The organism is Streptococcus suis, from assembly GCF_029616525.1.
Classification (GTDB): domain Bacteria; phylum Bacillota; class Bacilli; order Lactobacillales; family Streptococcaceae; genus Streptococcus; species Streptococcus suis_AF.
Genome location: NZ_JANFME010000003.1, coordinates 58,890 through 83,217, shown reverse-complemented (window position 1 = coordinate 83,217; position 24,328 = coordinate 58,890). Strand labels below are relative to the sequence as shown.

15 protein-coding genes are annotated in these 24,328 nt (G+C 40.8%); 2 read left to right on the top strand and 13 right to left on the bottom strand.

The genetic code is table 11. The features are described 5' to 3' along the window. The 8 genes from addA to uvrC all read right to left on the bottom strand — a co-directional run bounded on the left by addA (nucleotide 1) and on the right by uvrC (nucleotide 18,043). Nucleotides 1–3,654 carry a helicase-exonuclease AddAB subunit AddA gene (gene addA / locus NOL38_RS02085; protein ID WP_277941227.1) on the bottom strand — a complete coding sequence of 1,218 codons (3,654 nt, stop codon included), beginning with the start codon at nucleotides 3,652–3,654 and terminating at the stop codon, nucleotides 1–3. After that, nucleotides 3,654–6,920, bottom strand: a complete 3,267-nt coding sequence (rexB, locus tag NOL38_RS02080) for an ATP-dependent nuclease subunit B (protein WP_277941226.1) — start codon at nucleotides 6,918–6,920, stop codon at nucleotides 3,654–3,656. Before rexB ends, addA begins: the two co-directional genes overlap by 1 nt. 165 nt (nucleotides 6,921–7,085) lie before the next feature. Next, nucleotides 7,086–13,280, bottom strand: coding sequence for a MucBP domain-containing protein (locus NOL38_RS02075; protein WP_277941225.1), 6,195 nt, complete (start codon nucleotides 13,278–13,280; stop codon nucleotides 7,086–7,088). A 289-nt stretch (nucleotides 13,281–13,569) separates the two neighbouring features. Then, nucleotides 13,570–13,728: a hypothetical protein gene (locus tag NOL38_RS02070; protein WP_024400458.1), complete on the bottom strand. Its 159-nt coding sequence runs from the start codon at nucleotides 13,726–13,728 to the stop codon at nucleotides 13,570–13,572. A gap of 183 nt (nucleotides 13,729–13,911) precedes the next feature. Continuing rightward, nucleotides 13,912–15,225, bottom strand: a complete 1,314-nt coding sequence (gene obgE / locus NOL38_RS02065) for a GTPase ObgE (RefSeq protein ID WP_032501615.1) — start codon at nucleotides 15,223–15,225, stop codon at nucleotides 13,912–13,914. A gap of 203 nt (nucleotides 15,226–15,428) precedes the next feature. Then, nucleotides 15,429–15,557 carry a DUF4044 domain-containing protein gene (locus tag NOL38_RS02060; protein WP_002943675.1) on the bottom strand — a complete coding sequence of 43 codons (129 nt, stop codon included), beginning with the start codon at nucleotides 15,555–15,557 and terminating at the stop codon, nucleotides 15,429–15,431. Nucleotides 15,558–15,728: 171 nt separating this feature from the next. Continuing rightward, the gene (locus NOL38_RS02055; protein WP_238710797.1) at nucleotides 15,729–15,881 is read right to left on the bottom strand and encodes a hypothetical protein; all 153 of its coding nucleotides are present in this window, start codon (nucleotides 15,879–15,881) and stop codon (nucleotides 15,729–15,731) included. 392 nt (nucleotides 15,882–16,273) lie between these two features. Continuing rightward, complete coding sequence (gene uvrC, locus NOL38_RS02050; RefSeq protein ID WP_277941224.1) at nucleotides 16,274–18,043, bottom strand: excinuclease ABC subunit UvrC; 1,770 nt, start codon at nucleotides 18,041–18,043, stop codon at nucleotides 16,274–16,276. 238 nt (nucleotides 18,044–18,281) lie between these two features. Between uvrC and NOL38_RS02045 the strand changes: the two genes are divergently transcribed. Then, complete coding sequence (locus NOL38_RS02045) at nucleotides 18,282–19,025, top strand: ABC transporter ATP-binding protein (RefSeq protein ID WP_172047598.1); 744 nt, start codon at nucleotides 18,282–18,284, stop codon at nucleotides 19,023–19,025. After that, entirely contained in the window at nucleotides 19,022–20,632 is a 1,611-nt protein-coding gene (locus NOL38_RS02040) for a permease-like membrane multi-spanning protein (RefSeq protein ID WP_277941223.1), read from the top strand. The genes NOL38_RS02045 and NOL38_RS02040 overlap by 4 nt, the downstream gene beginning before the upstream one ends. A gap of 22 nt (nucleotides 20,633–20,654) precedes the next feature. On the opposite strand, the gene NOL38_RS02035 is transcribed toward NOL38_RS02040, so the two are convergent. The 5 genes from NOL38_RS02035 to pynA all read right to left on the bottom strand — a co-directional run bounded on the left by NOL38_RS02035 (nucleotide 20,655) and on the right by pynA (nucleotide 24,301). Next, on the bottom strand, nucleotides 20,655–21,098 hold the full coding sequence (locus NOL38_RS02035; protein WP_002935466.1) for a VOC family protein: 444 nt from the start codon (nucleotides 21,096–21,098) through the stop codon (nucleotides 20,655–20,657). Nucleotides 21,099–21,186: 88 nt separating this feature from the next. Further along, nucleotides 21,187–21,942, bottom strand: a complete 756-nt coding sequence (gene ldcB, locus NOL38_RS02030) for an LD-carboxypeptidase LdcB/DacB (protein WP_277941222.1) — start codon at nucleotides 21,940–21,942, stop codon at nucleotides 21,187–21,189. Nucleotides 21,943–22,291: 349 nt separating this feature from the next. Continuing rightward, entirely contained in the window at nucleotides 22,292–22,477 is a 186-nt protein-coding gene (locus tag NOL38_RS02025; protein WP_244229377.1) for a holin, read from the bottom strand. Between the two features lie 309 nt (nucleotides 22,478–22,786). Beyond that, on the bottom strand, nucleotides 22,787–23,551 hold the full coding sequence (locus NOL38_RS02020; RefSeq protein WP_063077035.1) for a CPBP family intramembrane glutamic endopeptidase: 765 nt from the start codon (nucleotides 23,549–23,551) through the stop codon (nucleotides 22,787–22,789). 66 nt (nucleotides 23,552–23,617) lie between these two features. After that, entirely contained in the window at nucleotides 23,618–24,301 is a 684-nt protein-coding gene (gene pynA / locus NOL38_RS02015) for a pyrimidine 5'-nucleotidase PynA (RefSeq protein WP_277941221.1), read from the bottom strand. Nucleotides 24,302–24,328: the final 27 nt, after the last annotated feature.

The following is a 24,328-nucleotide window of genomic DNA, read 5'->3' as shown; positions in this document are numbered from 1 at the left end:
TTAGTTTACCTTGACTTCGACCACTTCTATTCTCTCCCCACCAAGCAAAATTAAATGGCAGTCTACACGATCTATCTTGTAGGCTTTTTTTAATGCCTCGGCATAGAGTTGCATTTGAGCTTGGTAACGTTGGCTGAGTTGGATTGGTTGGTCATATTTGTCTGTCTTGTAATCAAAGAGGACAATATGATCCTCATACAGTAGGTAGCCATCGATAATCCCACGAAGGACAAATTGTTCCTGTGACATAGGATCAGTCTGCAAACTCGCAAATGGAGCTTCTCGGTGGAGTTTGTCCGTATTGGCTAGAATTTCTCTTCCTAAGTCTGTATCAAAGAAATCCAAAATCATCTGAATATTGATTTTGTCTTTAACCGCTTGCTCAGCATGAACAGTTTCTAGAGCTTCTCTTACCGTATCTTCTGTCACCAACCAAGACAGATCCAAGCGTTGCATGAGTTCATGCACTGCTGAACCGACTTGGGCTCCAGTGATTTTTGGTTTCTTGGAAAAATCTGGCAAGTTGAAGGTGCGTTTTGGCTGGTATTTTTCCATAACTTCCATGCCTTCTTGTTCCAAGACAGGCTCATAGAGTTTCTTGATTTGACTTGGAGTCCGTAAACTTGGTAATTCTATAGCAGCCTTATAGCGTTCGTTCAACTCTTGAACAGAAGACAACTGGTCCAAGGCCTGGGCGATGTCTTCTGATTGACGAATATCTTTAAGGCTGGCGTCTTCTAGCTTACTCTTCAATGTAAGTTTACCAATCTTCTCCTCTGTCAAATCCTCATCCGTCACAAAGACTTTCTTGAAGTGCAAGTCTTCTCCTGAAAAGGCCTCATCAATGGCTAGAATCCAGTCTTGGAAGGTCGCCATGCTTTCACGAGTTGATTGGGCTAGTACGCCATCTGCCTTTTTGCCATCGTATTTTTCAGCTAACTTGTCAGCATTGCCCTTTCCAACCAGATACAGCTTCTTCTCAGCACGCGTTAGTGCAACATAAAGCAACCGCATTTGTTCCGAAAGATTGGCAATTTTTAGCTCTTGGAGATTATTTTGATAAGGGAGGGTGTTCATTAAGACTCGCACCTGAGGCAATGGGCTATTTACCTTATCTTTCATATCCGCTAAATATTGGATACCTAGACCATTTTTCCGGCTGATAATGACTGACTGGTAATGGTCTTCCAAGTTGAATCGCTTATCGATGTTCATGAGGAAGACATATTTAAACTCCAAACCTTTTGACTTATGGATGGTCATAAGCTGTACAGCATTTTGCGGTAGAAACTCTTGTACATCTGCCAAATCCTTTTCATTTGCTAAGGCACGGTCAATCATGGCGATGAAGCGGGACAAGCCCTTGTAGCCTGTTTTTTCAAACTGGTTGGCACGCAGACCTAGTGCATATAGATTGGCCTGACGCTTGCTGCCATTTGGAAGAGCACCGACATAGTCATAGTAGAATTTTTCATTGAAAATCTTCCAAATCAAGTCATAGATAGAATGCAGCTTGGCATAGGCACGCCAGTTTTCCAAAATAGACAAGAAATCCTTGATTTTCTTCTTCAAGTCTCCTGAAATAAGTTCAGGATGTTGCCCATTTGTTTGCTGGGCTATTTCCATTTTCTGGTAAAAGAAACCTGTCCCAGCCTGCAAGGAAATCCGTGCCAGTTCATCTTCATCGAATCGGAACATAGGCGATTTGAGAAGGGCAACCAAGGCATAGTCATTGAGTGGATTATTGATAACCCGCAAGGTATCCAGCATAATCATGACTTCTAAAGATTGCAGATAGGAGGCTGCTCCGCCATCTGCCACAATAGGAATCCCGTGTTTTTCAAAAATGGACATAATGAGGTCATTGTGCGTCCGCTTTTGTACCAAGAGAGTGATGTCCTTGAAGTCTGCTCCTTCTTCATTGTGAAGACGAATAATCTCTTTTGCAACGACCTCAATTTCACCAGCAGTCAGAGGTGTTTCTTCCTCAGCATCCGTTGAAGAGTTTGCGCTATCCTGCTGATCGTAAATCAAGTATTCCATCTCATGCTTGGGCTGAGCAATTTTTTGACCAGGACTACCAGCCACTAGACTGTGGGTGTCGTCATACTTGATTTCCCCTACTTGACGGTCCATCAGGCGCGTGAAAATAGCATTTGTCGCCTCCAAGACCTCAATCTGACTACGGAAATTTTCCTTGAGCAAAATCAATTTCCCAGCCTGAGGATTTGCCTGATACTGTTCAAATTTCTCTTGGAAAATCATCGGATCCGCCTGACGGAATCGATAGATGGACTGCTTAATATCGCCCACCATAAAGCGGTTGTGACCGTTAGACAGCAGGTCCAGCATTCGCTCTTGGCTATGGTTGTTATCCTGGTACTCGTCCACCATGACTTCGTGGTATTTTTCTTGGAAAAACTGATGAATGTCCGCATTTTCTTCTAAAATACGAATAGCGAAATGCCCAATATCGCCAAATTCAAAAGCTGCTTCCTTGATTTTGACATCCAGATAAGCCTGCGAAAAATCCAAGACAAAGTCACGTAATAATACGAGCAGTGGCAAAGCTTGAACCTGATAATCTTTCAGCAGGGTTAATTCATAAACTTCTTGACCCAAATCTCGTAGTCCTGAGATAATCTGGCTCTTGCCAGCATTGTATTCTTCTTTAAAGGCTATCAAATGCTCATCTTTTGGTCGATTGGCATTGGTTAGACCCTTACCTCTGGACTGGTCATTGATGAGAAGGATTCTTTCAACCCGCTCCATCAAGTCCTTCTGGTCCAGGCTATCTAAACTGGTCAGCAAGTCCAAGACTTCTTCCACATTTGCAAAATACTTGGCAGAACCAAAGTCATTTCTGCCCCATTCCACATGGTAGTGGAAGAAATCTGCAGCTTGATAGAGCTTGTCTAATACTTTTTCCTTAAAGCCTTGCTCTAAGATCTGCTCTATACGCTCTTGACTGTACAAATCAGCTTGAACAGCCTGCTCTTTCAGCCATTTAGTTGGACTGCTCGTCGATTGGCTAAAATCATGCACTTGATAGACAACCTGACGAAAACCACTATTATCCTTGCGGTTGCCCGAAAAATTGCGAACCAATCTACGAAATTCTCCATTTTCATCCTTTTCAAGATAATCTGCAAAGAGCTGATCGAAGACCTCTTTTTTCAGACTCGCTTTTTCTGTCTCATCCTGTAAAATCCGAAACTGTGGAGAAATGCCAAGGCTATAACCGTAGGTTGTCACCAATTTCTGCGTAAAGGAGTCCATGGTCCCGATATCTGCCTTGGTCAAATCCGCCAACTGGGCTGACAAATGCCGACGCAATTCCATATCGGTCGTCTCCGCAATGGTTTCATTGAGATTTTTCTCAATCCGCTCCTTCAATTCACCAGCCGCCTTGACTGTAAAGGTCGAGATAAAGAGTTGGTCAATCCCGACGCCACGCTTCAACTTATCCAAAATCCGTTGAACCATAACGAAGGTCTTGCCTGACCCAGCCGATGCAGAGACCAGAACATTCTGACCGTGCGTGTAGATGGCTTCAATCTGCTCAGGTGTGCGTTTTTGTTGCTTATCAGAATTGGCTTCCGCCAGCTGCACAGCCCTGATTTCTTCCGCGCTTAAAAATTGTTCAAAAGCCATTAGTCCTGACCTCCTTTCATTCGTTCCATCCAATCTTGACGCTTGGCCTCTTTGACCAACCGCCGTGCCATACCCATATGTCGATCCGCCTCAAAACCAGTGATTGCCTTCAGCTGCTCACCTGCCACCGAACGCCCATCTTTTGTATAAGGGTTAATAGCAAAGCGACCATCCAGAATGTCCTTGGCAGCTTGTTTGTAGAGTTCTTGGTTGTGGTTCAATAAAACCGCAAACTCATTTTCCGTGTAGAGTTGGTTACGAGTCTGATAAAAATGATTGAGCCCCAGACTTTCTTCCTTCAAGAAAAGCCCCTTGTAAACCAAGCTCGTATTGGCAGCTCCTTCTAGCTGTTCTAAATTCTTCGTGTCTTTTAATTTGATAATCGGATCCTGCAAATGCAAATACATAGCCCCAAAAACAGGTTTATCCTTTGTTTCATCCAGCTCTTGTAAGGCTGCCAAGTAGGTTACCAACTGAGGTTTAAGACCATTGTAAAAATCACCAACTGAAAAAGATTGGTCGCTGGACTTGTAATCCACAACACCAACAGCCTGATTGATTTGTAAGGTATCCAAGCGGTCAATGGTACCATTTACATGCACACTCTTGCTATTTTGAAGGTCAAAAACCAGCGCCTTATCCTGACGGAAACTCTTTTCCTGGCCATCAATTTCAACCAAATCATTATCCCGCAAAATAGTCGCACTGGAACGAGCAATCTTATCCAGCACCTCCTCCGTATAACGAGCATCCGCATCTTGGTTATAAAACATAGCAAATTCTGCCTCGTCACGTGTACGCAGGATGGCCTTGTCCACTTTTTGATCAAAATCTAGTTCAGATTGGTCCATGACCACTCGTTCAAAAATCCGATGCAAGAAGAGCCCGTGTTGAAAGGCCGTCGGATGGATGGATTCCTGTTCCCGCAAGCGAAGAACATTACGGACAAAGTAAAGATATTGGTTGTTGTAAAAATTGGTCAAGCTGGATGCAGAAAGATTGAGCGGCTTATCCTCTGGATATAAAGCAGCCAATGTATCAGCTGCAAGCTGTTTAGAAGCAATATCACCAGTAATGGTCGGAATTTCAATGCCTTGCGACTCCAATTTCTTCTTCAAATGGCGAACCAAGACTGTCCAGAAGGCCCTCTGCCCTTCCCATTCTTCATTATCAAGAGATGGTCTTTCCGACTCAATCAAACGGGATAAGAGACTCTTGTAGTGACCGATGTCTTGCGGACTAAGTGTTTTAATCCGACCACGTTCTTCGGATTTCAGCCCCATTTTTTGGAGAATCTTGATATAAGGGGAGAGACTATCTTCACCTTCGTTATAAATCTGAGGTGTGGAAATAACTAACTGTTCCGTCGCAGCATTAAGCAGAGACATCATAGCAGCATGGTTCTTCTTAATATTCTCTCGGCTGACCAAATCAAAACGTGAAGAACTAGCCGAAACAAGATTGACTTTTTCCATCTCTTCTTCTGTCAATAGACTGGTATTCTTAGCAACTTTTGGAAAATTGGACTGGCCCATTCCGATAGCATAAACATACTTTGCAGTGTGCGGCTCGATCAAATCATAGGATTTTACATTGACCACATCAACCGTTGCAGGAACGGTACGATAGTGGCTGGCCTGCATTCCAGCCTGTAAAATAGCCAGAAAATCATCCATTTTCAATTTTTCTTTTCCGAAAATCTGATGAAAATTCTCAAGAATATGGGTAAAACTTTTCCAGACCTGCTCTTCTTTTTCTTGCTCTACCTCGCTCAAATTTCGAGACATTTTTTCCATATTTTTAGGAAGCTCAATTACCTCCAAAAATGCCATAAATTTCTCAAGCAAGGCAGTTCCAGATTGTGATCCAGCCTTAAACAACTTGTTCAAAGGTTCCATAATCTTAGCACGTAGAGGTTCCAAGACAGCCAAATCATAGACAAGCCTTTTCTCCTTAATGACTTCAGCGTCATAGTCCGCTCTGCCATTGACCGAAAAAGCCCTCGAAAAAGCAGCCTGCCCCTTCATATCCGCAAAGAGGATGTAAGACTCAAATAGGTCCAGTTCCTTTTGGGAAATGCTGGCGTACAAACCAGATTTGAGGAGATTGAGCAGGTCTTCCGCTCGGAAACGATAGCGACGTAAGCGTTCCAAGGACTCCACAAAATGGACCAGAGGATGATGACTCATCTCCTCTGCCTTACCAAAATAGTAAGGAATGTCATATTTGTCAAAAATCTTGCCAATCTGCAACTTGTAGCTATCCACATCACCCAAGAGCAACAAAATGTCTTTATAGCGAGCTCCTTGATGCACATGCTGACGAATTGCAGTCGCAACCTGCTCCACCTCTTCTTTTTGGTTAACAACTTCCCATAGCTGGATTTTTTCTTGGTCTGCTGGAGTCAAGTCTATCATGGTCCCGCTGTAGTCATAATAGGCTTCCATATTCTTTGAAAATTTTCCGATACTGTCCAAGACTGGCTCTTGACCAATATAAGTAGCCTTAGTCTGGAACTGCGCTGATAACTGTCGTAAAAAGTCAATGTTGGCTTGATAGACGTTGCCTTCCGCATAGGTGGCTTGCACAGCTTTCTTGCTGGCATATACACCAATTAGGATTTCCGACACTCGTTCATTTAAAGCCCTTACTAAAGCTTCTTCTTCTGCCGAAAAACGAGAAAATCCATCTACCACCAGCACAATGTTCTTCAACTGCTCATCCAACTGACCAGTTTCCACCAAGCGAGTCAGCTGTGCTAACTTAGACTGATGCTCAAAGCCTTCGTTGGACAAGATGTCTGTTACAGCCAGAAAAATTTTTACCAAATCAGCCTGCTTATCTGGTGACTCCATGGCTTCCAAGTCCAAAATAGACATATTTGCCCGTTGCAATTCTTTATATAAAGCAACTAGCTGGTTAATAAACCCAAAATCTGTCTGCAAACGACCATAGACTTTCAAGTCGCCATCTTCAAATTGCGATAGAACACGAAAGAAAATCATTGCCAGACCAACATCATCCAGCGGTTGAGCTGATTCTTTCCTATCAATCATCAAATAGCGGGCCAATTGCCCAAAACGGGTCACGATAATTTCAAATGTTGCCTGTTCAGGCAGGTATTCCAAGACCTTGCGTTCCATTTCAAAGGACAGGGAGTTTGGAGCAATATAAAAAACTCGCTTACCTTCCTTAGCAAATTCTGCCGAGGTATCCGTTAAATACTGCGTCAGAGGATTCCGAATATCTGTATAGACTAATTTCATATCAAATTCTCATTCTTTCGTTGAATATACTATGTCTAGTATATCAAAATTCAAACAAAAAAAATGGCCCAATGGACCATTTTTTCAGAAAGGTAATTCTTTCTGCATTTATCTAAATTTCTTCACTTATTCTATCGGGGGAAGAATTCGTGTAAAGAAATATAATTAGTCTTCGTTACGACGACGTTTGCCAACAAGTGCAAGAGCTGCTACAAGCATTGCTGCACCAAGTACAGTTGCTGAAGATGAAGCTTCACCAGTGTTTGGTAATTGAGCTTGACCCGCAACTGGAGTTGCTGGTTTAGCCGGAGTAACAGGAGTACCTGGTGTAGGTGGTACTGGACGACCTGGCTCTGGAGTTACAGGGGTTGTAGGATTTGTTGGAATCTTACGGTAAATATGGGTAGTGTTACCATTCTCATCTGTAATTGTCTTACCTGTGAACTCATAACCTGGGATTGAAGTACCTTTGTTTGGCGTTGTTCCATCTTCTTGTGGTGAGATCACATTACCTTCTTCGTCAACGTGGTTTGTCACAACTGACTTAGGCGCTTCAACTTTACGGTATACGTAAGTGATTTCGATTGTCTTGCCAGCTTCTACAGAACCGTCTTCGTTGCCGATAGTTGCTGTTGGGATCAATTCGTAAACTGTACCATCTTCTGTTGTGATGGTTGTTGGTTTGTTATCTGTCGTTGTGTATGACTTGCCTGGCTCAGCGTTTTCTTCGTCTGTTACAGTAGCCTTGATCACTGTACCATCTTCTGTGATATAGTGAACGATAACATTACCAGCTTTTTCGTAGACGTATTGAACAGTTGTTGTACCTTCTACTACATCACCTGATTCAGCTGCTGAAGTTGATTTCACTTCTTTGTAGTAGTATACAGTACCATCTTCTGTTGTGATAGTTGATGGTTTGTTATCTGTTGTATCGTAGTCAGTACCTGTTGATGACGTTGGTGTATCTTCTACAGATGTCTTGATGACGTTACCTTCAGTATCGTAGTACTCAACGACAACGTTACCAGTTACTTCTTTGTAAACATACGTTACTTCAGTAGTACCTTCTACAACATCGCCAGTTTCGCTACCAATTGTCTTAGATGGAACGAGGACATAAGTCTTACCATCTTCTGTTGTGATAGTCGTTGGCTTGTTGTCTGTTGTGTCGTATGGTGTACCTGTTGATGATGTTGGTGTATCTTCAACTGGTGTCTTGATCACTGTACCATCTTCAGTGATGTAGTTAACAACAACATTACCTTTCACTTCTTCGTAAACGTAAGTGATTTCTTTCGTTGTACCTGCTTCAACTGTACCTGTTACTGAATCAACACCTGTTGCAGTACCGTTGCCAGCTGCTGTCAAGTTATTGTCGTCTGAAACTGTACCTACGTTGTAAGTTCCTGCTGGAACAAGTTTGTAGACTTTACCAGCAGCTGTTGTGATAGTTGAAGGCTTGTTGTCAGCTGTAGCGTACTCAGTACCAGCTTTTTCGTTTGTTTCGTCAGCTACTGGTGCTTGAATCACGTTACCTTCTGTATCAACATAGTTAACGTTAACTGAACCAGCTTTTTCGTAAACGTATTGAACAGTTGTTGTACCTTCTACAACTTCACCTGTTGTTGATGCTGAAGTGTCTTTCACTTCTTTGTAGTAGTAAACTGTACCGTCTGCTGTTGTGATGGTGTTTGGTTTGTGGTCTTCGTCAGTGTTGTATGCTGTACCTGTTGATGTTGATGGGGTATCAACTTCTTTAGTATCTACAGCTTCACCTGAGTCAGATAGACCTGAAATCAAGTTACCTTCTGTATCGTAGTACTCAACTACAACGTCACCTTTCACTTCTTCGTAAACATAAGTGATTGATGTTGTACCTTCTACAACGTCACCAGTCTCGTTACCTTTTGTAAGAGTTGGCACGATACGGTATGTCTTACCATCTTCTGTTGTGATAGTAGTTGGTTTGTTGTCTGTTGTGTCGTACGGTGTACCTGTTGATGTAGATGGTGTATCTTCAACTGGTTGCTTGATCACTGTACCGTCAGTTGTGATGTAGTTAACAACAACGTTACCTTTCACTTCTTCGTAAACGTAAGTGATTTCTTTTGTTGTACCCGCTTCAACTGTACCTGTTGTTGAATCAACGCCTGTTGCAGTACCATTACCAACTGAAGTCAAGTTGTTATCATCTGAAACTGTACCAACGTTGTAAGTACCTGCTTCAACTAGACGATAAGTCTTACCATCTGCTGTTGTGATAGTTGTTGGCTTGTTATCAGCTGTAGCGTACTCAGTACCAGCTTTCTCGTTTGTTTCGTCAGCTACTGGTGCTTGAATTGGGTTACCTTCTGTATCAACATAGTTAACGTTAACTGAACCAGCTTTTTCATAAACATATTGAACAGTTGTTGTACCTTCTACAACAGTACCATCTTCAGCTGCCGAAGTTGATTTCACTTCTTTGTAGTAGTAAACTGTACCGTCTGCTGCTGTGATTGTTGTTGGTTTTTGATCCAAGGTGTTGTATGGTGTACCTGTTGATGATGTTGGTGTATCAACTACAGTTGTAGCGATGACATTACCATCTGTATCGTAGTACTCAACTACAACGTCACCTTTCACTTCTTCGTAAACGTAAGTGATTTCTTTTGTTGTACCTGCTTCAACTGTACCTGTTACTGAATCAACACCTGTTGCAGTACCGTTGCCAGCTGCTGTCAAGTTGTTATCATCTGAAACTGTACCAACGTTGTAAGTACCTGCTGGAACAAGGCGGTACAATTTGCCATCTGCTGTAGCGATTGTTTCAGGTTTGTTATCTACAAGAGTGTCATAGTCTGAACCTGGTTTACCATCCGTCACATCCGCAACTGGGGCAATTAGTGGGTTACCATCTGTATCTACATAGTTAACATTAACGCTACCAGCTTTTTCGTAGATGTAAGTAACTTCAGTTGTACCTTCTACAACTTTACCAGTTTCATTATCACCAGCTTTAACTTCTGTGTAGTAGTAGACATCTCCAGTTTCATCGTTAACGATTTTCTCTGGTTTGTTATCTGTTGTGTCGTAGTCTGTACCTGTGTCAGACGTTGGTGTATCAGTCACGTCAGATGCAATTGTGTTACCCTCTGTATCGACGTAATGTACAATAACATCACCTTCAACCAACTTGTAAACATAAGTAATTTCTTGTGTTTCACCGGCTACTACTTCACCAGTTTCATTACCTTGTGTCGCTGCTGGAACGAGTTGATAGACTTTACCGTCTGCAGTTGTGATTGTGTTTGGTTTAAGGTCAGTAGTATCGTAAGCAGTACCTCCAACAGAGTAATCAGTATCAGTAACTGTACTATCAGTTGTTGTACCTGCATCTGTCACACCTGAGATTGGATTACCATTTTCATCTACATAATGAACAATAACATTACCAGCTTTTTCGTAGACATAAGTCAATTGTTTAACTGTGTCAGTAGCAATTGTACCTGTTTCAGCATCAATTTTCTCATTTGCACGATAGTCTGTATCTGTTGTGTCGTTCACTACTGGGTGAAGATTTGCAGCTGTTGTATCGATTTCTTTATAGAGGTAAACTGTACCGTCTGCTGCTGTAATACTTGTGTAACGAACAGATGTAGTATCATATGCTGAGTCTGTATCGCCATGATCTACAACAACATTTTTGTCAGCAACTGTTGTACCGTCGTTAGCAGTGAAGTCTGTCAATACTGTACCATCATCAGTGACATAATAAACTTCAACACCACCTTTTTCAGTGTACCAGTAACGAGCATGCTGTTCATTCTTAGCATTACTGTTACGCAAGGTCATCTCAAGACCACCGACATCCCAACGAGAATCTGTTTCACTATCTGTCAAACGAGTCTCAGTTGTTGAAGTATGATAGTTATAACCAAAGTAGTAGACACCCTCTGGATATTCTGTAGCAGAAAGTGGACCTGTTGATATAGTGATGCCATCAACACCTGTTTTACCATCTTGATAAATACCTGGGACATACTCATTTACAGGCTTAGAATAATCCCAAAGAATTGGCGTAAGAACATTACCGTCTGCATCTACATAGTTGCCATCTGCATCTGTCTTGTAGATTTTGTTGTAATTAACAGTGTAGATTGTACCATCAGCACCAGTTACCATTGTATCAGTTGTGCTTGCAACTGCAATAGTTGATCCTGATGTTGTCGTGATTGTTGTCTTGTCATCGCTCAAAGTACCAAGAACATCACCATTAGCGTCTAAAACTTGGATTTCAGTACTTTCAAGAACTAATTTATCCGCTTCATAGAATTTATGGGTAGCAGAACCTTCTTTTGAGTTATAGTCTTGAGGCGCAATAACTTCTGTCGTGAACATCAACTTGAAGTACTCAGGGAAGTCTGAGATAGTTGCGTTGTTCATGTTATTCTTATAGAAGGTTTCCCAATCTGGATTGTTTGGATCCAACATGTAGACTTGGATTTGGATAGAGCCATCCACATCCGTGATTGTGATCATACGCGCTTCGTTATAAGCACCACGAAGGACAACGTATTGTGTACCAACCACGTAGTCAGAAACCAGGGTACCTGATGTTACTGTAGGAAGTTCTGATTCGATCAACTCATAGTTGTCAAAGTCAATCACACCAGCGATATGGAAGGCATCACCAATCAAACCATCTGCTTGAGTGTATTTTGCCAACAATTCACGTACACGACCAGTCGCAGCATTCTCTTTAACGAAGTAAGAAGTTGTTTGAGTGGTTGATCCTGTTACAAGGAATGTTGTCGCATTAAATGGAATACCTACACGGCTAGGTTCCAATTTACTGTAAATAATCGCATTTCGGTTGTCACCATTACTATTGGCCATAGCAATATTTCTTGTCGTACCACCATTAACAGTTTGAACAGTGTAGGTGAAACCGTAAACAGTGTCAGCGAAAGCTTCTAATTCACTAAAGTTGTTCTGAACGCCGTTTTGAAGTTCAATAGTATTAACTACAGTACTTCCACTATCTGTTTTTTCAACAAGTTTTGCATAGACAACATCGTTAGAGGCACGTTCTGTAGCATCTGTAGAAACAGAGAAAGTAATATAGTAATCTTTACCAATTCGATCATTAAAGTTGCTTGTACCTTCTGAAGAATCAAGCTCAATAATCAAGAAAGTATCGCGATTAGCATCTTCATCAGCAATATAACCATCAGGAATATCTTTATTTCCTTCTGTAATTGTTGCTTCTTGGTCTGCTACCGGAAGACCAGAGTTTGCAGCTTTCACCAAATCTGGGATGAACCACACACCATTTTGTGCATAGTAGATAGAATTTGCGTTTGAAGCATCAATAGTTGTGGTGCCATCAGTAGATGTTGTCGTATCCAACAATGCTACAATATCACCATTGACAAAGTACTTACGCAATTCCAAGGCAAGTGCTTCAACGTTTGCACGTACAGAATCGATCTGAGCGTTAACAGATTCAAGTGTTGCTGCTGAATCATTCAATACGGCAGTCGCTTCTGTTGCAGTTAATTTAGTCGCTGTAGCAGCTGCTTTCAAGGCAACATTATCACTATCGGATGCCGCCACAAGTCGTTCCGCTTCGTTAGCCAATACTTCAGCTTCTGAAGTTACTTGCTCAAGAACTGCTTTTGCTTCTTCAACAGTAGCAGGTGTTTTCACTGTTTCAGTAACTGTTGCAGTTGCAGGTGTAGTTGTTTCTTCTGTCGCTGTTGTAGTTGTGCTTGAAGTTGTCTCAGACGTTGTTGCTGCTTTTTCTTCAGCTTTCTTTACAACTTTAACAGTGACAATGTTTTCACCATTTTCAGTAACTACTTGAGAAACTGTCGCTGCTTGACCTGCTGCCAATTCGTAACCTGTTGGCAATTCTGTAGTTACTTCTACAGTTGATGTAGCAGTTGCTTCAGTTGTCGTTACAGATGTTGTCTTCACATCTGATTTTACTAATGTACCGTCTTCAAGCACATAATTAACAATATAGTTGATAGCAACTGTCCGTTCTGTACTTGTAGCAGTTTCAGCTGAAGCTACTGTTTCTGTAGTTGTTGCAGTTTCTGAAGCTGAAACAGCTGTTTCTGTTGTTGATTCCACTGTTGCCTCTGTGACAACAGCTTCAGAACTTGCTGGCGAATCTGTAGTCGATGCCACAGTCGTTGTTGTTGTTTCTGATGAAGCAACTGTCTCTTCGGCCTGTGCTACTTGAGCTCCAGCACCAAGTGCAAGTGACATACCGAGCAAGACGCTGGCTGCTCCAAAATGGTATTTACGAATCGAGAAGTGTTGTCTCGTTCCATACCAATCAAATGACTTTTTCTTTGCCTTGCGCATTGAAAAAAACTCCTCCAATTTTTTATTTATTAATTACAAAAATTTTACAGATTTTACAAAAAAACCTTGAAAAGTTCAGTAATCATCGATTGTATTATACTCTAAATAATTGAATACGCAAAACAATATTGTCCAATTTCCTTAAATAGTATATTTATTAATATTCCAGTGAATATCTGCACAATTTATGCGTCTAAATGCATTTTTAAACATAATATTAATAGATATCGTATTTAAAAGTAGATATAAAAAATCTGCCTGTTTTACGCTAACAAGCAGATTTTGGTATCTATTCTTTTTCTTTTGCCAATCGTTCTCTTTCTAAACGAAATTTCCGATTAGGATTAAGTGTATTAAAAAGTTCTTCTAATTTCTCAGCATTCCATACATCGGCTGCTGAGACAAAATTTCCATCCTTATCCTTGAAGGATATTGGTTTATCGCCCATATAAACCTCCAACTATTTTATAGACTGTTTACAAACGATCATTAGCTGAATGAAATTAGTAAGGTTGGTAGCCAAGGTCCCATAGGACTTGGCGTAGTTTGACTAGCAAGTTAACTTGCAATCAAACTGCTTACCTCGCTTTCGAATTTTTAGGCTCGGGTTAAAACTGTCCCCCGGACAGTTTTAATCCACAAACTCGAATTCGAACTTGCCGATGCGAACTGTGTCGCCGTCTTTGGCTCCGCGCGCACGGAGGGCTTCATCGACGCCCATGCCACGCAACTGGCGAGCAAATTTCATGACAGATTCGTCACGATCAAAGTTAGTCATGGTGAAGAGTTTTTCTAGTTTGTCACCAGATAGAACCCAGCTTGCATCGTCTGCACGGCTGATGTCAAACTCTGGCTCATCTGGGTTAAAGCCATAGTAAGCCTCTTCTTCTTGGAAATCTGATTCGTCATAAAGCAAGAATTCAGGCGTTTTCTCTAGCAACTCAGCTGTGGCTTCCAAAAGATTTTCCAAACCTTGGTGAGCAATCCCTGAGATTGGGAAAATCTGTGGCAGTTCGTCAAACTCGTCGTAGTTGGCTGCCAATTTCTTCTTGAACTCTTCCAGATTTTCTGCCGCTTCTGGCATATCCATTTTGTTGGCAACGATAATCTGAGGACGCTCCATGAGGCGAAGATTGTAGGTTTCCAATTCATTGTTGATGGCTACGTAATCTTCATAAGGATCACGACCCTCACTTGCTGACATGTCCAAAACATGCAAGATAACACGTGTCCGCTCGATGTGACGAAGGAATTGCGTTCCCAATCCAACACCTTGACTAGCACCCTCAATCAAACCTGGTAAGTCTGCCACAGCAAATGACTCGCCAGATTTGGTCCGAACCATTCCCAAATTTGGCACAATAGTTGTAAAATGGTAGGCACCAATTTTAGGTTTAGCTGCTGTAATAACACTGAGAAGCGTTGACTTACCAACTGATGGGAAACCTACAAGACCTACATCAGCCAACACTTTCAATTCTAATTCAAGATTGCGCTCCTCACCTGGTTCTCCATTTTCAGAAATCTCAGGCGCTGGATTCTTAGGTGTCGCAAAACGAATATTTCCACGACCACCACGACCACCGTGGGCAATGACAAATTCTTGACCATTTTCAACCAAGTCAGTAATGACCTTGCCAGTATCCGCATCACGAACAGTTGTCCCCTGTGGTACTCGAACAATCAGGTCTTCCGCACCACGACCATGCATGCCCTTGGTCATCCCTTTTTCGCCATCGTCAGCTTTAAAACGACGGTTGTAACGGAAGTCCATGAGAGTACGCAGGCCTTCATCTACAACAAAAACAACGTCTCCGCCACGGCCACCATCACCGCCCCAAGGACCGCCATTAGGTACATACTTTTCACGGCGGAAGGCGACCATCCCGTCGCCACCTTTCCCTGCCTTGACCTTAATCTTGGCAGTATCTAAAAACATACTCATAATTTACCCTATTCTTTCCTAGAAAAAAACGCTTAAAAGCGTTTTAGACCTGTATTCACAAGCGAAGTGCTCATATATAAGAAATCGTTTTTAGCCAATCAAGGTAGTTTTTTCAAAACACTGACTGTATTTTGAAAAAAACTAACGATGAGTGCTTAAAAACTAGCCTTAGTATAGAAGTGCTGAACAGTGAATACAGATTCTTAATTCATCAATGCATTAATGGCTGGTAAAATCAAGCCAGCTAATGTCACGACAACCATCACGACAACAATTACTAAAGTTACTTTTTCAAATGTTGTTTTCTTGTGTTTTTCTTCGCCGAACGCCATCGCTTTCTCCTTAATCAGTCATTGATAATTCATTTTACCATAAATTAGTAGAGCTTTCAAATCTCATCTCTACCTGCCATAAGACAAGATTTACCAGATTATCTTAAAAGGACTGCTTTCCAGCTTTTGATTAGAAAGACAGTCCTCGTGCTTTTCAGAAATATTAGGCAATTAACCAGATACCAAACGTTTTACTTTTAATCCAACTCCAACAATCATAACTAAACCACAAATGTAATAAGCAACAGGCAATTCGATTATACGACTCCAGAATTCTTCTCCTAGAGCCAGAATGGGTAAGCAATAAAAATACAATGTAACCATAAAAGTCATGATAAAAATAATCAGCTGAATATTTTTATTAGCTTGATAATTAATGAAAAAGAAAGCTAAAAAGATTAGAATAGAGGACAAGGAAAACAAGTTTTGGCTGAAATACCGCCAACCTGACACAAGGATAACAGAATAACTTTCACTGTCCGTAGTATATGAAAACGGCAGTAGCATACACAATATGAACAATATTCCAACTGCATGAGTGATATATCTTTGCATAACCTTTACCTAACTCTCTATTTTACTAGCATATTTGTATCGGTAATAAATTAAAGCTTATCAAGCGCTTTATGTGTATATCATAAATATATATCACTGAGATTATGAAGTATTTTGATGTATTTTTATTAGATTTTTGGATATTATTACACCGTTTGGTTTTACTTCAACTTCTCCTTGACCAACTCCGCCACCTTATACGGCACACCTGCTTCTGCAATTTCTTGTAGACTGGCCGACTGGATATTGCTAATGGATTTGAAATGCTTCATCAAAGCCTGTTTGCGTTTTGGTCCCAAGCCTTCTATGCCATCCAATTTAGATGAGAAGGAATTTTTTGACCGAACCTGACGATGAAACTCAATAGCAAAGCGGTGAACCTCATCTTGAATCCGATGCAGGAGGAAAAATTCCTGAGAATTACGGGGCAATTCCACCACTTCCAGCGGATTTCCAAAAAGCAACTCGTGGGTCTGGTGCTTGTCATTCTTCTGCAAACCTGCAATGGGAATGGACATACCCAATTCCTGCTCGATGACCTGTTTTGCGACATTGACCTGTCCCTGACCACCGTCAATGATGATCAAATCAGGCGGTGTCAAACCGTCCCGCAAGACCCGACTATAACGGCGTTGCAGCACTTCACGCATAGAGGCATAATCATCTGGCCCCTCAACCGTCTTAATCTTGTACTTGCGGTATTCCTTTTTATTAGGCACCCCATTTTCAAAGACCACCATGGCCGATACAGGACTGGTCCCCATGATGTTGGAGTTATCGAAAGCCTCAATCCGCACAGGCGTCGGAATCCCCAGCAACTGACCGATATTCTCCACAGCACCGTAGGTCTTCTCCAGATTTTTTTCCAAAAGATTAAACTTCTGCTCCAGACTGACACGCGCATTCTTGGTCGCCAAATTGATGAGCTGCTTCTTCTCACCACGCTGGGGCTTGATGACCTTGGTATCTACTAGAGCTTCTACGGCTTCTTGGTCAATATCCTGCGGTATCAACACTTCAGAGGGAATCAAATGTTGCTGGTCCCTGTAAAACTGACCGATGTAGGTCAAAAAATCTTCATCCGCATCATTATAGTATGGAAAAAGATTGACATTCCGCTCAATCAGTTTTCCCTGCCGAACAAAGAAAACCTGCACACACATCCATCCCTTATCCACGTAGTAGCCAAAGACATCTCGATTTTGCAAATCATGTGCCATCACTCGTTGCTTAGTCCGTAGGGTGGAAATGGATTGAAGGACATCACGATATTCCGCAGCCTTTTCAAATTCCAGATTAGAAGCAGCTGCCTTCATCTTTTCCTGCACTTCCTTGACAATCTTATCGTCATGACCTGTCAAGAACTGGGCAACTTCCTTGGCCATCTTGTCATAGTCAGACAGGCTGGGCAGGTTTTCCCCGTGTGCCAAACATTGCCCCAAATGATAATAAAGACAATACTTGTTCTCAGGCAATTTACACTTGCGGAAAGGATACAGACGCTCCAATAGCTTGAGGGTCTGGTTGGCTGCACCCACATCTGGATAGGGACCAAAATACTGACCGCCATCCTTCTTAATCTGCCGTGTAATGAGTAGCCGTGGGTGACGTTCCTTGGTAATCTTGATAAAGGGATAGGACTTGTCATCCTTGAGCATGATATTATAGCGAGGCTTGTTTTCCTGAATCAGATTGATTTCCAACAAGAGTGCCTCAATATTAGAATCCGTTACGATGAATTCAAAGTCCGCAATCTCTGACACCAAGGCCTCTGTCTTGGTATCATGAGCACCACGAAAATATGACCGCACCCGATTGCGCAGGTTTTTGGCCTTGCCCACATAGATAATCTTACCGTACTTGTTTTTATGGAGGTAACAGCCAGGGCTATCTGGTAGTAACTCCAATTTATGCTTGATCAAATCGTTCATAGGTCTATTATAGCAAATTTTCTGATAATCGAGCTTATTGCATTCCTTTTTACACTCGACTTCTTGCAATATATCCGCATCCATACTACAAAAATATTGATAGAAACTATTGCTTTTGTACTAATTCAGCAGTATAATAAATGTAATTAATTGTATATATTATTTGAAGAACATTTGAATAAGGCTTGGAATACCTAGCAAGCCCTACTTTTAGTTCACGAATAACAAGGAGGTTACTATGATACAATTTGACCATATCACAAAAACATACGGCGAAACAATCGCACTTGATGACCTAAATTTGACAATTGAAAGTGGCGAGATTTTCGGTTTAATTGGTCACAATGGGGCAGGAAAAACAACGACAATCAGTCTATTGACTTCGATAATCGAAGCCAGTTATGGAACTATCTCTGTTGATGGTTTAAACCTAGAGGAGAACCGCGATGAAGTCAAAAAACGGATAGCCTATGTTCCAGATTCGCCAGACATCTTCCTACACTTAACAGCTTTTGAATACTGGCACTTTATGGGCAAGGTCTATGGTGTAGAAAAGGATACAGTTGATGACCGTATCGCTAAACTATCTAGTCTATTTGATATGACAGCGCGCCAACATGAGCCTATTGACAGTTTTTCACACGGTATGCGTCAGAAAACCATTATTATTGGTGCATTGATCCCTAACCCTGATATTTGGATTTTGGATGAACCCCTAACTGGACTGGATCCTCAGGCTTCTTTCGACCTAAAACAAATGATGAAAGAACATGCTCAATCTGGTCACACCGTTCTATTTTCTACACACGTCCTTTCAGTGGCTGAACAACTCTGTGACCGCATTGCTATTCTCCGAAAAGGGCAACTCATTTTCGTAGGAAGTCTTGATGAACTCAAATCACAGTATCCAGATAAAGATTTGGAGACCATCTATTTGGAATTAGCTGGACGCCAACAAGTGAAGGCAGGTGAGGAAATATGAGTAAATCCATCATTTGGGAACTAGTAAAGATTAATATTCTTTATTCCAATCCTCAACTTCTAGCTTCCGTCAAGAAGAAACAAAGTAAGCGCAAAGACGCCTCCTTTTCAGCCTATAAAAGTGTCCTCTTGCAACAAGTATTTATGGTTTTGAGTTTCGGACTTCTCTATTCTGTCTTTTTCATGGGAGTAGATTATAGTCAGTCCATCGGTTTCTTTTCTCTGCAACTAGCTCTCTTTACCATTATTGCCATTGTCTACGGTTTTACAGGTTTCTTCTCCGTTTTCTACGATAGTAAGGATACAAAGTTGTATTTAGCACTTCCCCTGAAGCCACAAGAAGTCTTCCTCGCTAAAAGCCTCTCTGCACAAGGGATGGTCCTACCCTTCCTCATGCCGTGTCTGTCTTTACTTCTAATCACTTACTGGCAAATTGGCGGTCCGCTCCTCGCCTTAGCTTCCATTCCTTCCTTTTTGATTCTCTGGATTTTAGTTAATTTAGTCAATCTGATTATCATGCACTTTGTTGGGGAAGTTCTGACAAAAAGCCCTCGTAAAACATTGATTTCTACAATCCTGATGACAGGTTCTTCCTTGCTGGCTTTTGCTGCGCTCATGTTCCTGCAATCTCAGCAGACCGTTTCACTCGAATCTGGTGGCTTTGTTGATTTTCCTATCATACCTATATTTGCTGGATTCCATTACCTGGTCAGCCATACTATATCACTAGAAACACTCCTTCATTTTGGATTTCCTCTAATTTTGATGTTTGGACTTATTGTGTTTGCGTTTAAAACTGTCATTCCCAACTACTTTAATCAAGTTTTGGCGATTGAAAATGCTTCGACAAAACGGACCAATAATGCTAAGTCTGCCAAGATTCCTAGCAATCTCAATCAGGCTTTAGTGAAACACCACCTATCTACTCTTAAAGATAGCAACCTCATGGTCCAAACCATGATACAACCAATCATCATGGGAGTGGCGCTTTTTCCAAGTTTTAGCCGTTTCACGGAAAATGGTGGTCTAAGTTCAGTTGAATGGGATTTCTTTGGTATTGCTCTATTAGCTGGATTCTTGCTTGGCAGTCTATTTGCTGGTTCTACAACCTTCATCGGAGTAGCCATGTCATTGGAAAAGGAAAATTATCATTTCATTCGAACACTTCCTATAAGTTTCAAAAAATTTATCATCCAAAAATTCTGGGTATTGGCTGCGGTACAATTCGCGCTACCAACTCTACTTTACTTTGCTTTGGCTCTAGGTTTCATGAAAGTCAAACTCATTCTAGCAGTCTTCTTTACAGTCGGCATCATCATTTCAGCCCTGCTAACTGGTCAAATTTATTACTGGCGTGACCAACGACTCCTCATGCTCAACTGGCAAAATAGTAACCAGTTATTTGGTCGCGGAGCGGGTCAATGGTTAATTGCTGGATCAATCATAGGAACAATGTTTCTCGGAGCCATTATTCTAGTTGTCAGCATCATATTAGCTGGCACTATTGGTGCAGCTTATGTAAGCTCAGCCTTGATGACCTTACTATTTGTTCTATCTGCTGCTCTTCAACTTTATATCTACAAAGCTTATTGGCAAAAACTAAAATAGATTGGACGTTGTCCAATCTATTTTAGTTTTCTGCGTAATATTCCTGACCGTAGCCTTCTACTTCAGCATTGATTTGCCAAGAGATACCAAACTTGTCTGTTACATTACCATAGGCAGGAGACCAAGGAACTGCTTGAAGTTCCATATTGATAGCAGTTGCATCTACGGATAACTTGCTGTATAGTTCCTGCGCTGTCTCAGCATCGTCTGTGATAAGCGCAACTGTAATATTGTCACCTACTGTATAAGGCATTTCTGGGTTGTTGTCTGACAACATAAAACGTTGACCATTCAAACGAAACTGTGCATTCATCACGTAATTTTCTAGTTCAGCAGGGCAGTCTGGTAAGAAATCTTTAAATAGATTTACTTGCTCCACTGTTGCCCCAAGAGCATTTTTATAAAACTCGATGGCTTCCAAACCATTACCATTAGTAACTAAGTATACTTCCATTGCTTTAAGCATGATGGACCTCCAAAATTATGATGGTTTATTATATCACGAGTTAGTTATACGGACAAATTTTTCGACTTATTTCTGACTAAATGTAAAATTAGTAGTCTCCACCTGGTACACCAAAATATTCTTCCAAGGTTAAGCCTGAATTGTAAATATCTGTCGCTTCTTGACCAATATATCGTACATGCCAGGATTCTGCCATATAGCCTGTGTTAGACTCTTTTCCTGGAAGATAGCGGACAATAAAGCCATATAGATGTGCATTCGTAGCCAACCACTGAGAAGCATTAGGTTCTTCTAATAAATTACCACTTGTATCCAATAAATCAAAGGCTAATCCTGTCTGATGTTCACTATATCCAGCTCTCGCAGAATACCTATCTGCCGCTGCTTGTCCTTCCTGATTTACATAAGACTGGTAGAGACTTGCCTGAGTTTCATAGGAACGAAATCCACTATAGTTATTGGAGATACCAAATCCTAGCGCCTGCATATCTGCTATTAATCGTTGAAAAGCTGCTAAGGCTTCAGGATTTTCGCCCGGTGCATAATCAGCTGCAAGCGGATGCTTTTTATTTGCGATAATCACTTCGCCATATTTTCCTTGTACACTATAATAGGAACCGTTAAAATTTACCTGAGTCTCTGTACTTGTTACTTCTTGATTCGTTTCCGCCGATATAGAGCTGCTTGTTGACTGCTCCGAAGTTGTTGAAGCAGACTGACTTGAAGTAGTCGCAACAACTGTTGACGAATTTTTTGTAGTATTGGCCTGATTTGTATTTTGATGACATGCTGCTAGTAACAGTATTGTCGGCAAGCATAACAGAATAGTACGTTTCATTATCATCACCCCGTTCTCTTATAATTATGTCTATTGTAGCACAATCATAGGACCCCGTCTAATGACGGCTTATGATTTTAACTACTATTGATATTTTTAGTGTTCATTGAATTTCTCTCGATTCTTTTCCTTCAAGTAGTGGTATTCACGATAACACACATGCCATAAATAGAAACACCAGCCTTTCGACTGGCGGACATATATGATGTTAAATAGTCGTATTTAAAAGTAAAGTGATTTCTATACAAAATAGTTTTTTAGGAGATGCTGACTATATTTTGAAAAATCCGTCTTAGCTAGAGATACTGAACTGTAAGTACAACTAGATACCTCATCAGTAGTTTCTAAACAAACATTATTGTTGATTTTTAGATGACATACCGTTTTTTATGATGTCTTCTACCTTCACATCCGGTTTATTATTTAGCACTCCTAAAAATACAAGAATACTAAGGATGATACAAATCGTCTGCTCGATTTGGTTTAAGGTACGATTACATTCAATATTAAAATAACAAAATAGGACATTATCAACGAGCATCAATACTAACGAAATGAGTCCAATCCAAAACATATGTTTTTTTAAAACGATTCTTTATTTGTTTCATATCTATACTCCTTTTTGATGTATAAAAATACATTTCAACATAAATAAACCGTTAATTCAAAAAAATATGGGATAAAAAATATGATAAAGCAATCGAAATTTGACTGAACAGATTAAATATATCAGCACAATAAAACGGGTGATGATACCGAGTTGATAGAAACTATGTATCATCATCCGTTTGTCAGCTGTAGGGAGAAAGAAATTTTATCCGATTAGCTTGATGTCCGTTCTTCTCATTGTTTACCCTGCAATAAACAATGAGAAGAAACTTGTACCAACCATATCCGCAAGAGCATGTCCTAAGAAATATGGCAATAAATTATCATTTTTCTTTGTGTACATGTAGTAATAGAAAAGGCCGAAGGCTACACCAATAACAAGAGCAGATACCATTCCTTGATAGGTATGGAAAGATATACGGACAATTGTTGAAAAGAGTAAGACCAGCGAACGCTTTTTCTTATCTGTACTCAACAATAAGCCTAAGAAAAAGAACTCTTCATAGAAGCCATTAAACAAGGAATAGATAACTGTGCTGTAGTCAACGGCTAGGAAACGGTTGAGCACTGTCATGATATTCCAGTCATAGTAAGGCAAGTATCCTAGGAAATTATACCCACCAGACAGACCTGGAATATATGAAAAAGCTGTAAATGCCAAATCGCTAATCAGACCAGCACCGATGAAAATCAGTGGACCCCAGAGTAAAACTCTCCACTCTAATTTTACTTTTAGCTGCTTGAAATCATAATTCCGAATCAATAAATACACCAGGGCAAACAGGAATAATTTTCCTTGATTGGCTAGAGCCCACCAATTATCGGCTGGACTAAACGATAGAACTCCTGTTTCAACGGTTTCTGTTGCGGAAAATGATGCTATCCATTGCATGGTTGAGGTATAAATAGCATTACCACATAAAATCGTTGTGATAATAATCAAATCTATCCAAGTGAGTTCTTTTAGGGGCTTGGTTGGACGAATACGTCTCAGTAATCTGTTCACTTTTTCTCCTTATAGTGTATTTTTTATTACAAATATACGAAAAATCTTATAGAATTTTAAAACATTCTATAGTAAGTCCAATAATTCTTGATAGCTACTAATTGTATAGGTTGGAACTGCCTTACTATTATTTATCATATGAGTCGGATTGTACCAAACAGTATCCATGCCAGCATTATTGCCGCCTTGAATATCTGCTGTCAAACTGTCTCCAATCATTAAGGCTTGGTCAAACTGAAAACCTGAAATCTGCTCTGCTATTTTTTCATAAAAATCAGCCGCAGGCTTTTGCGTCCCCATCTGCTCAGAAATAAATACTTCTTTAAAATACGATTGAATCGGTGAGTGAAACAAGCGATTTTCCTGTATATAGGTCACGCCGTTGGTCGCTGCATAAATCTGGTAGCCTCGGTGTGTCAATTCCTGCAAAAGCTTATCTGCACCTGTAAAAATTTGTCCCTGCCGCCCAATAAATTCTTGGTAGCGCAAGGCCATCTCCCTTCCATCAACTTGCCGACCAAAGTGGGCAAAGGTCCGTGAAAAGCGGGTGTTTATTAGCTCTTTCTTTGTAATGTTCCCTTTTTCCAAATCCTTCCACATACCCTGATTGAGCGGTCGATAGACTTCTTTAAAAGCCGCAATGTCCTCTACTTGCATGGATTCTAAAAATTGTGTCAGAGCAACTTCTTCTCCGCGATTAAAGTCAAGAAGCGTGTGATCTAAATCGAATAATAGATGTTTGTAAGCCATAGGTTTGAATCCTTTAAAATAAATATA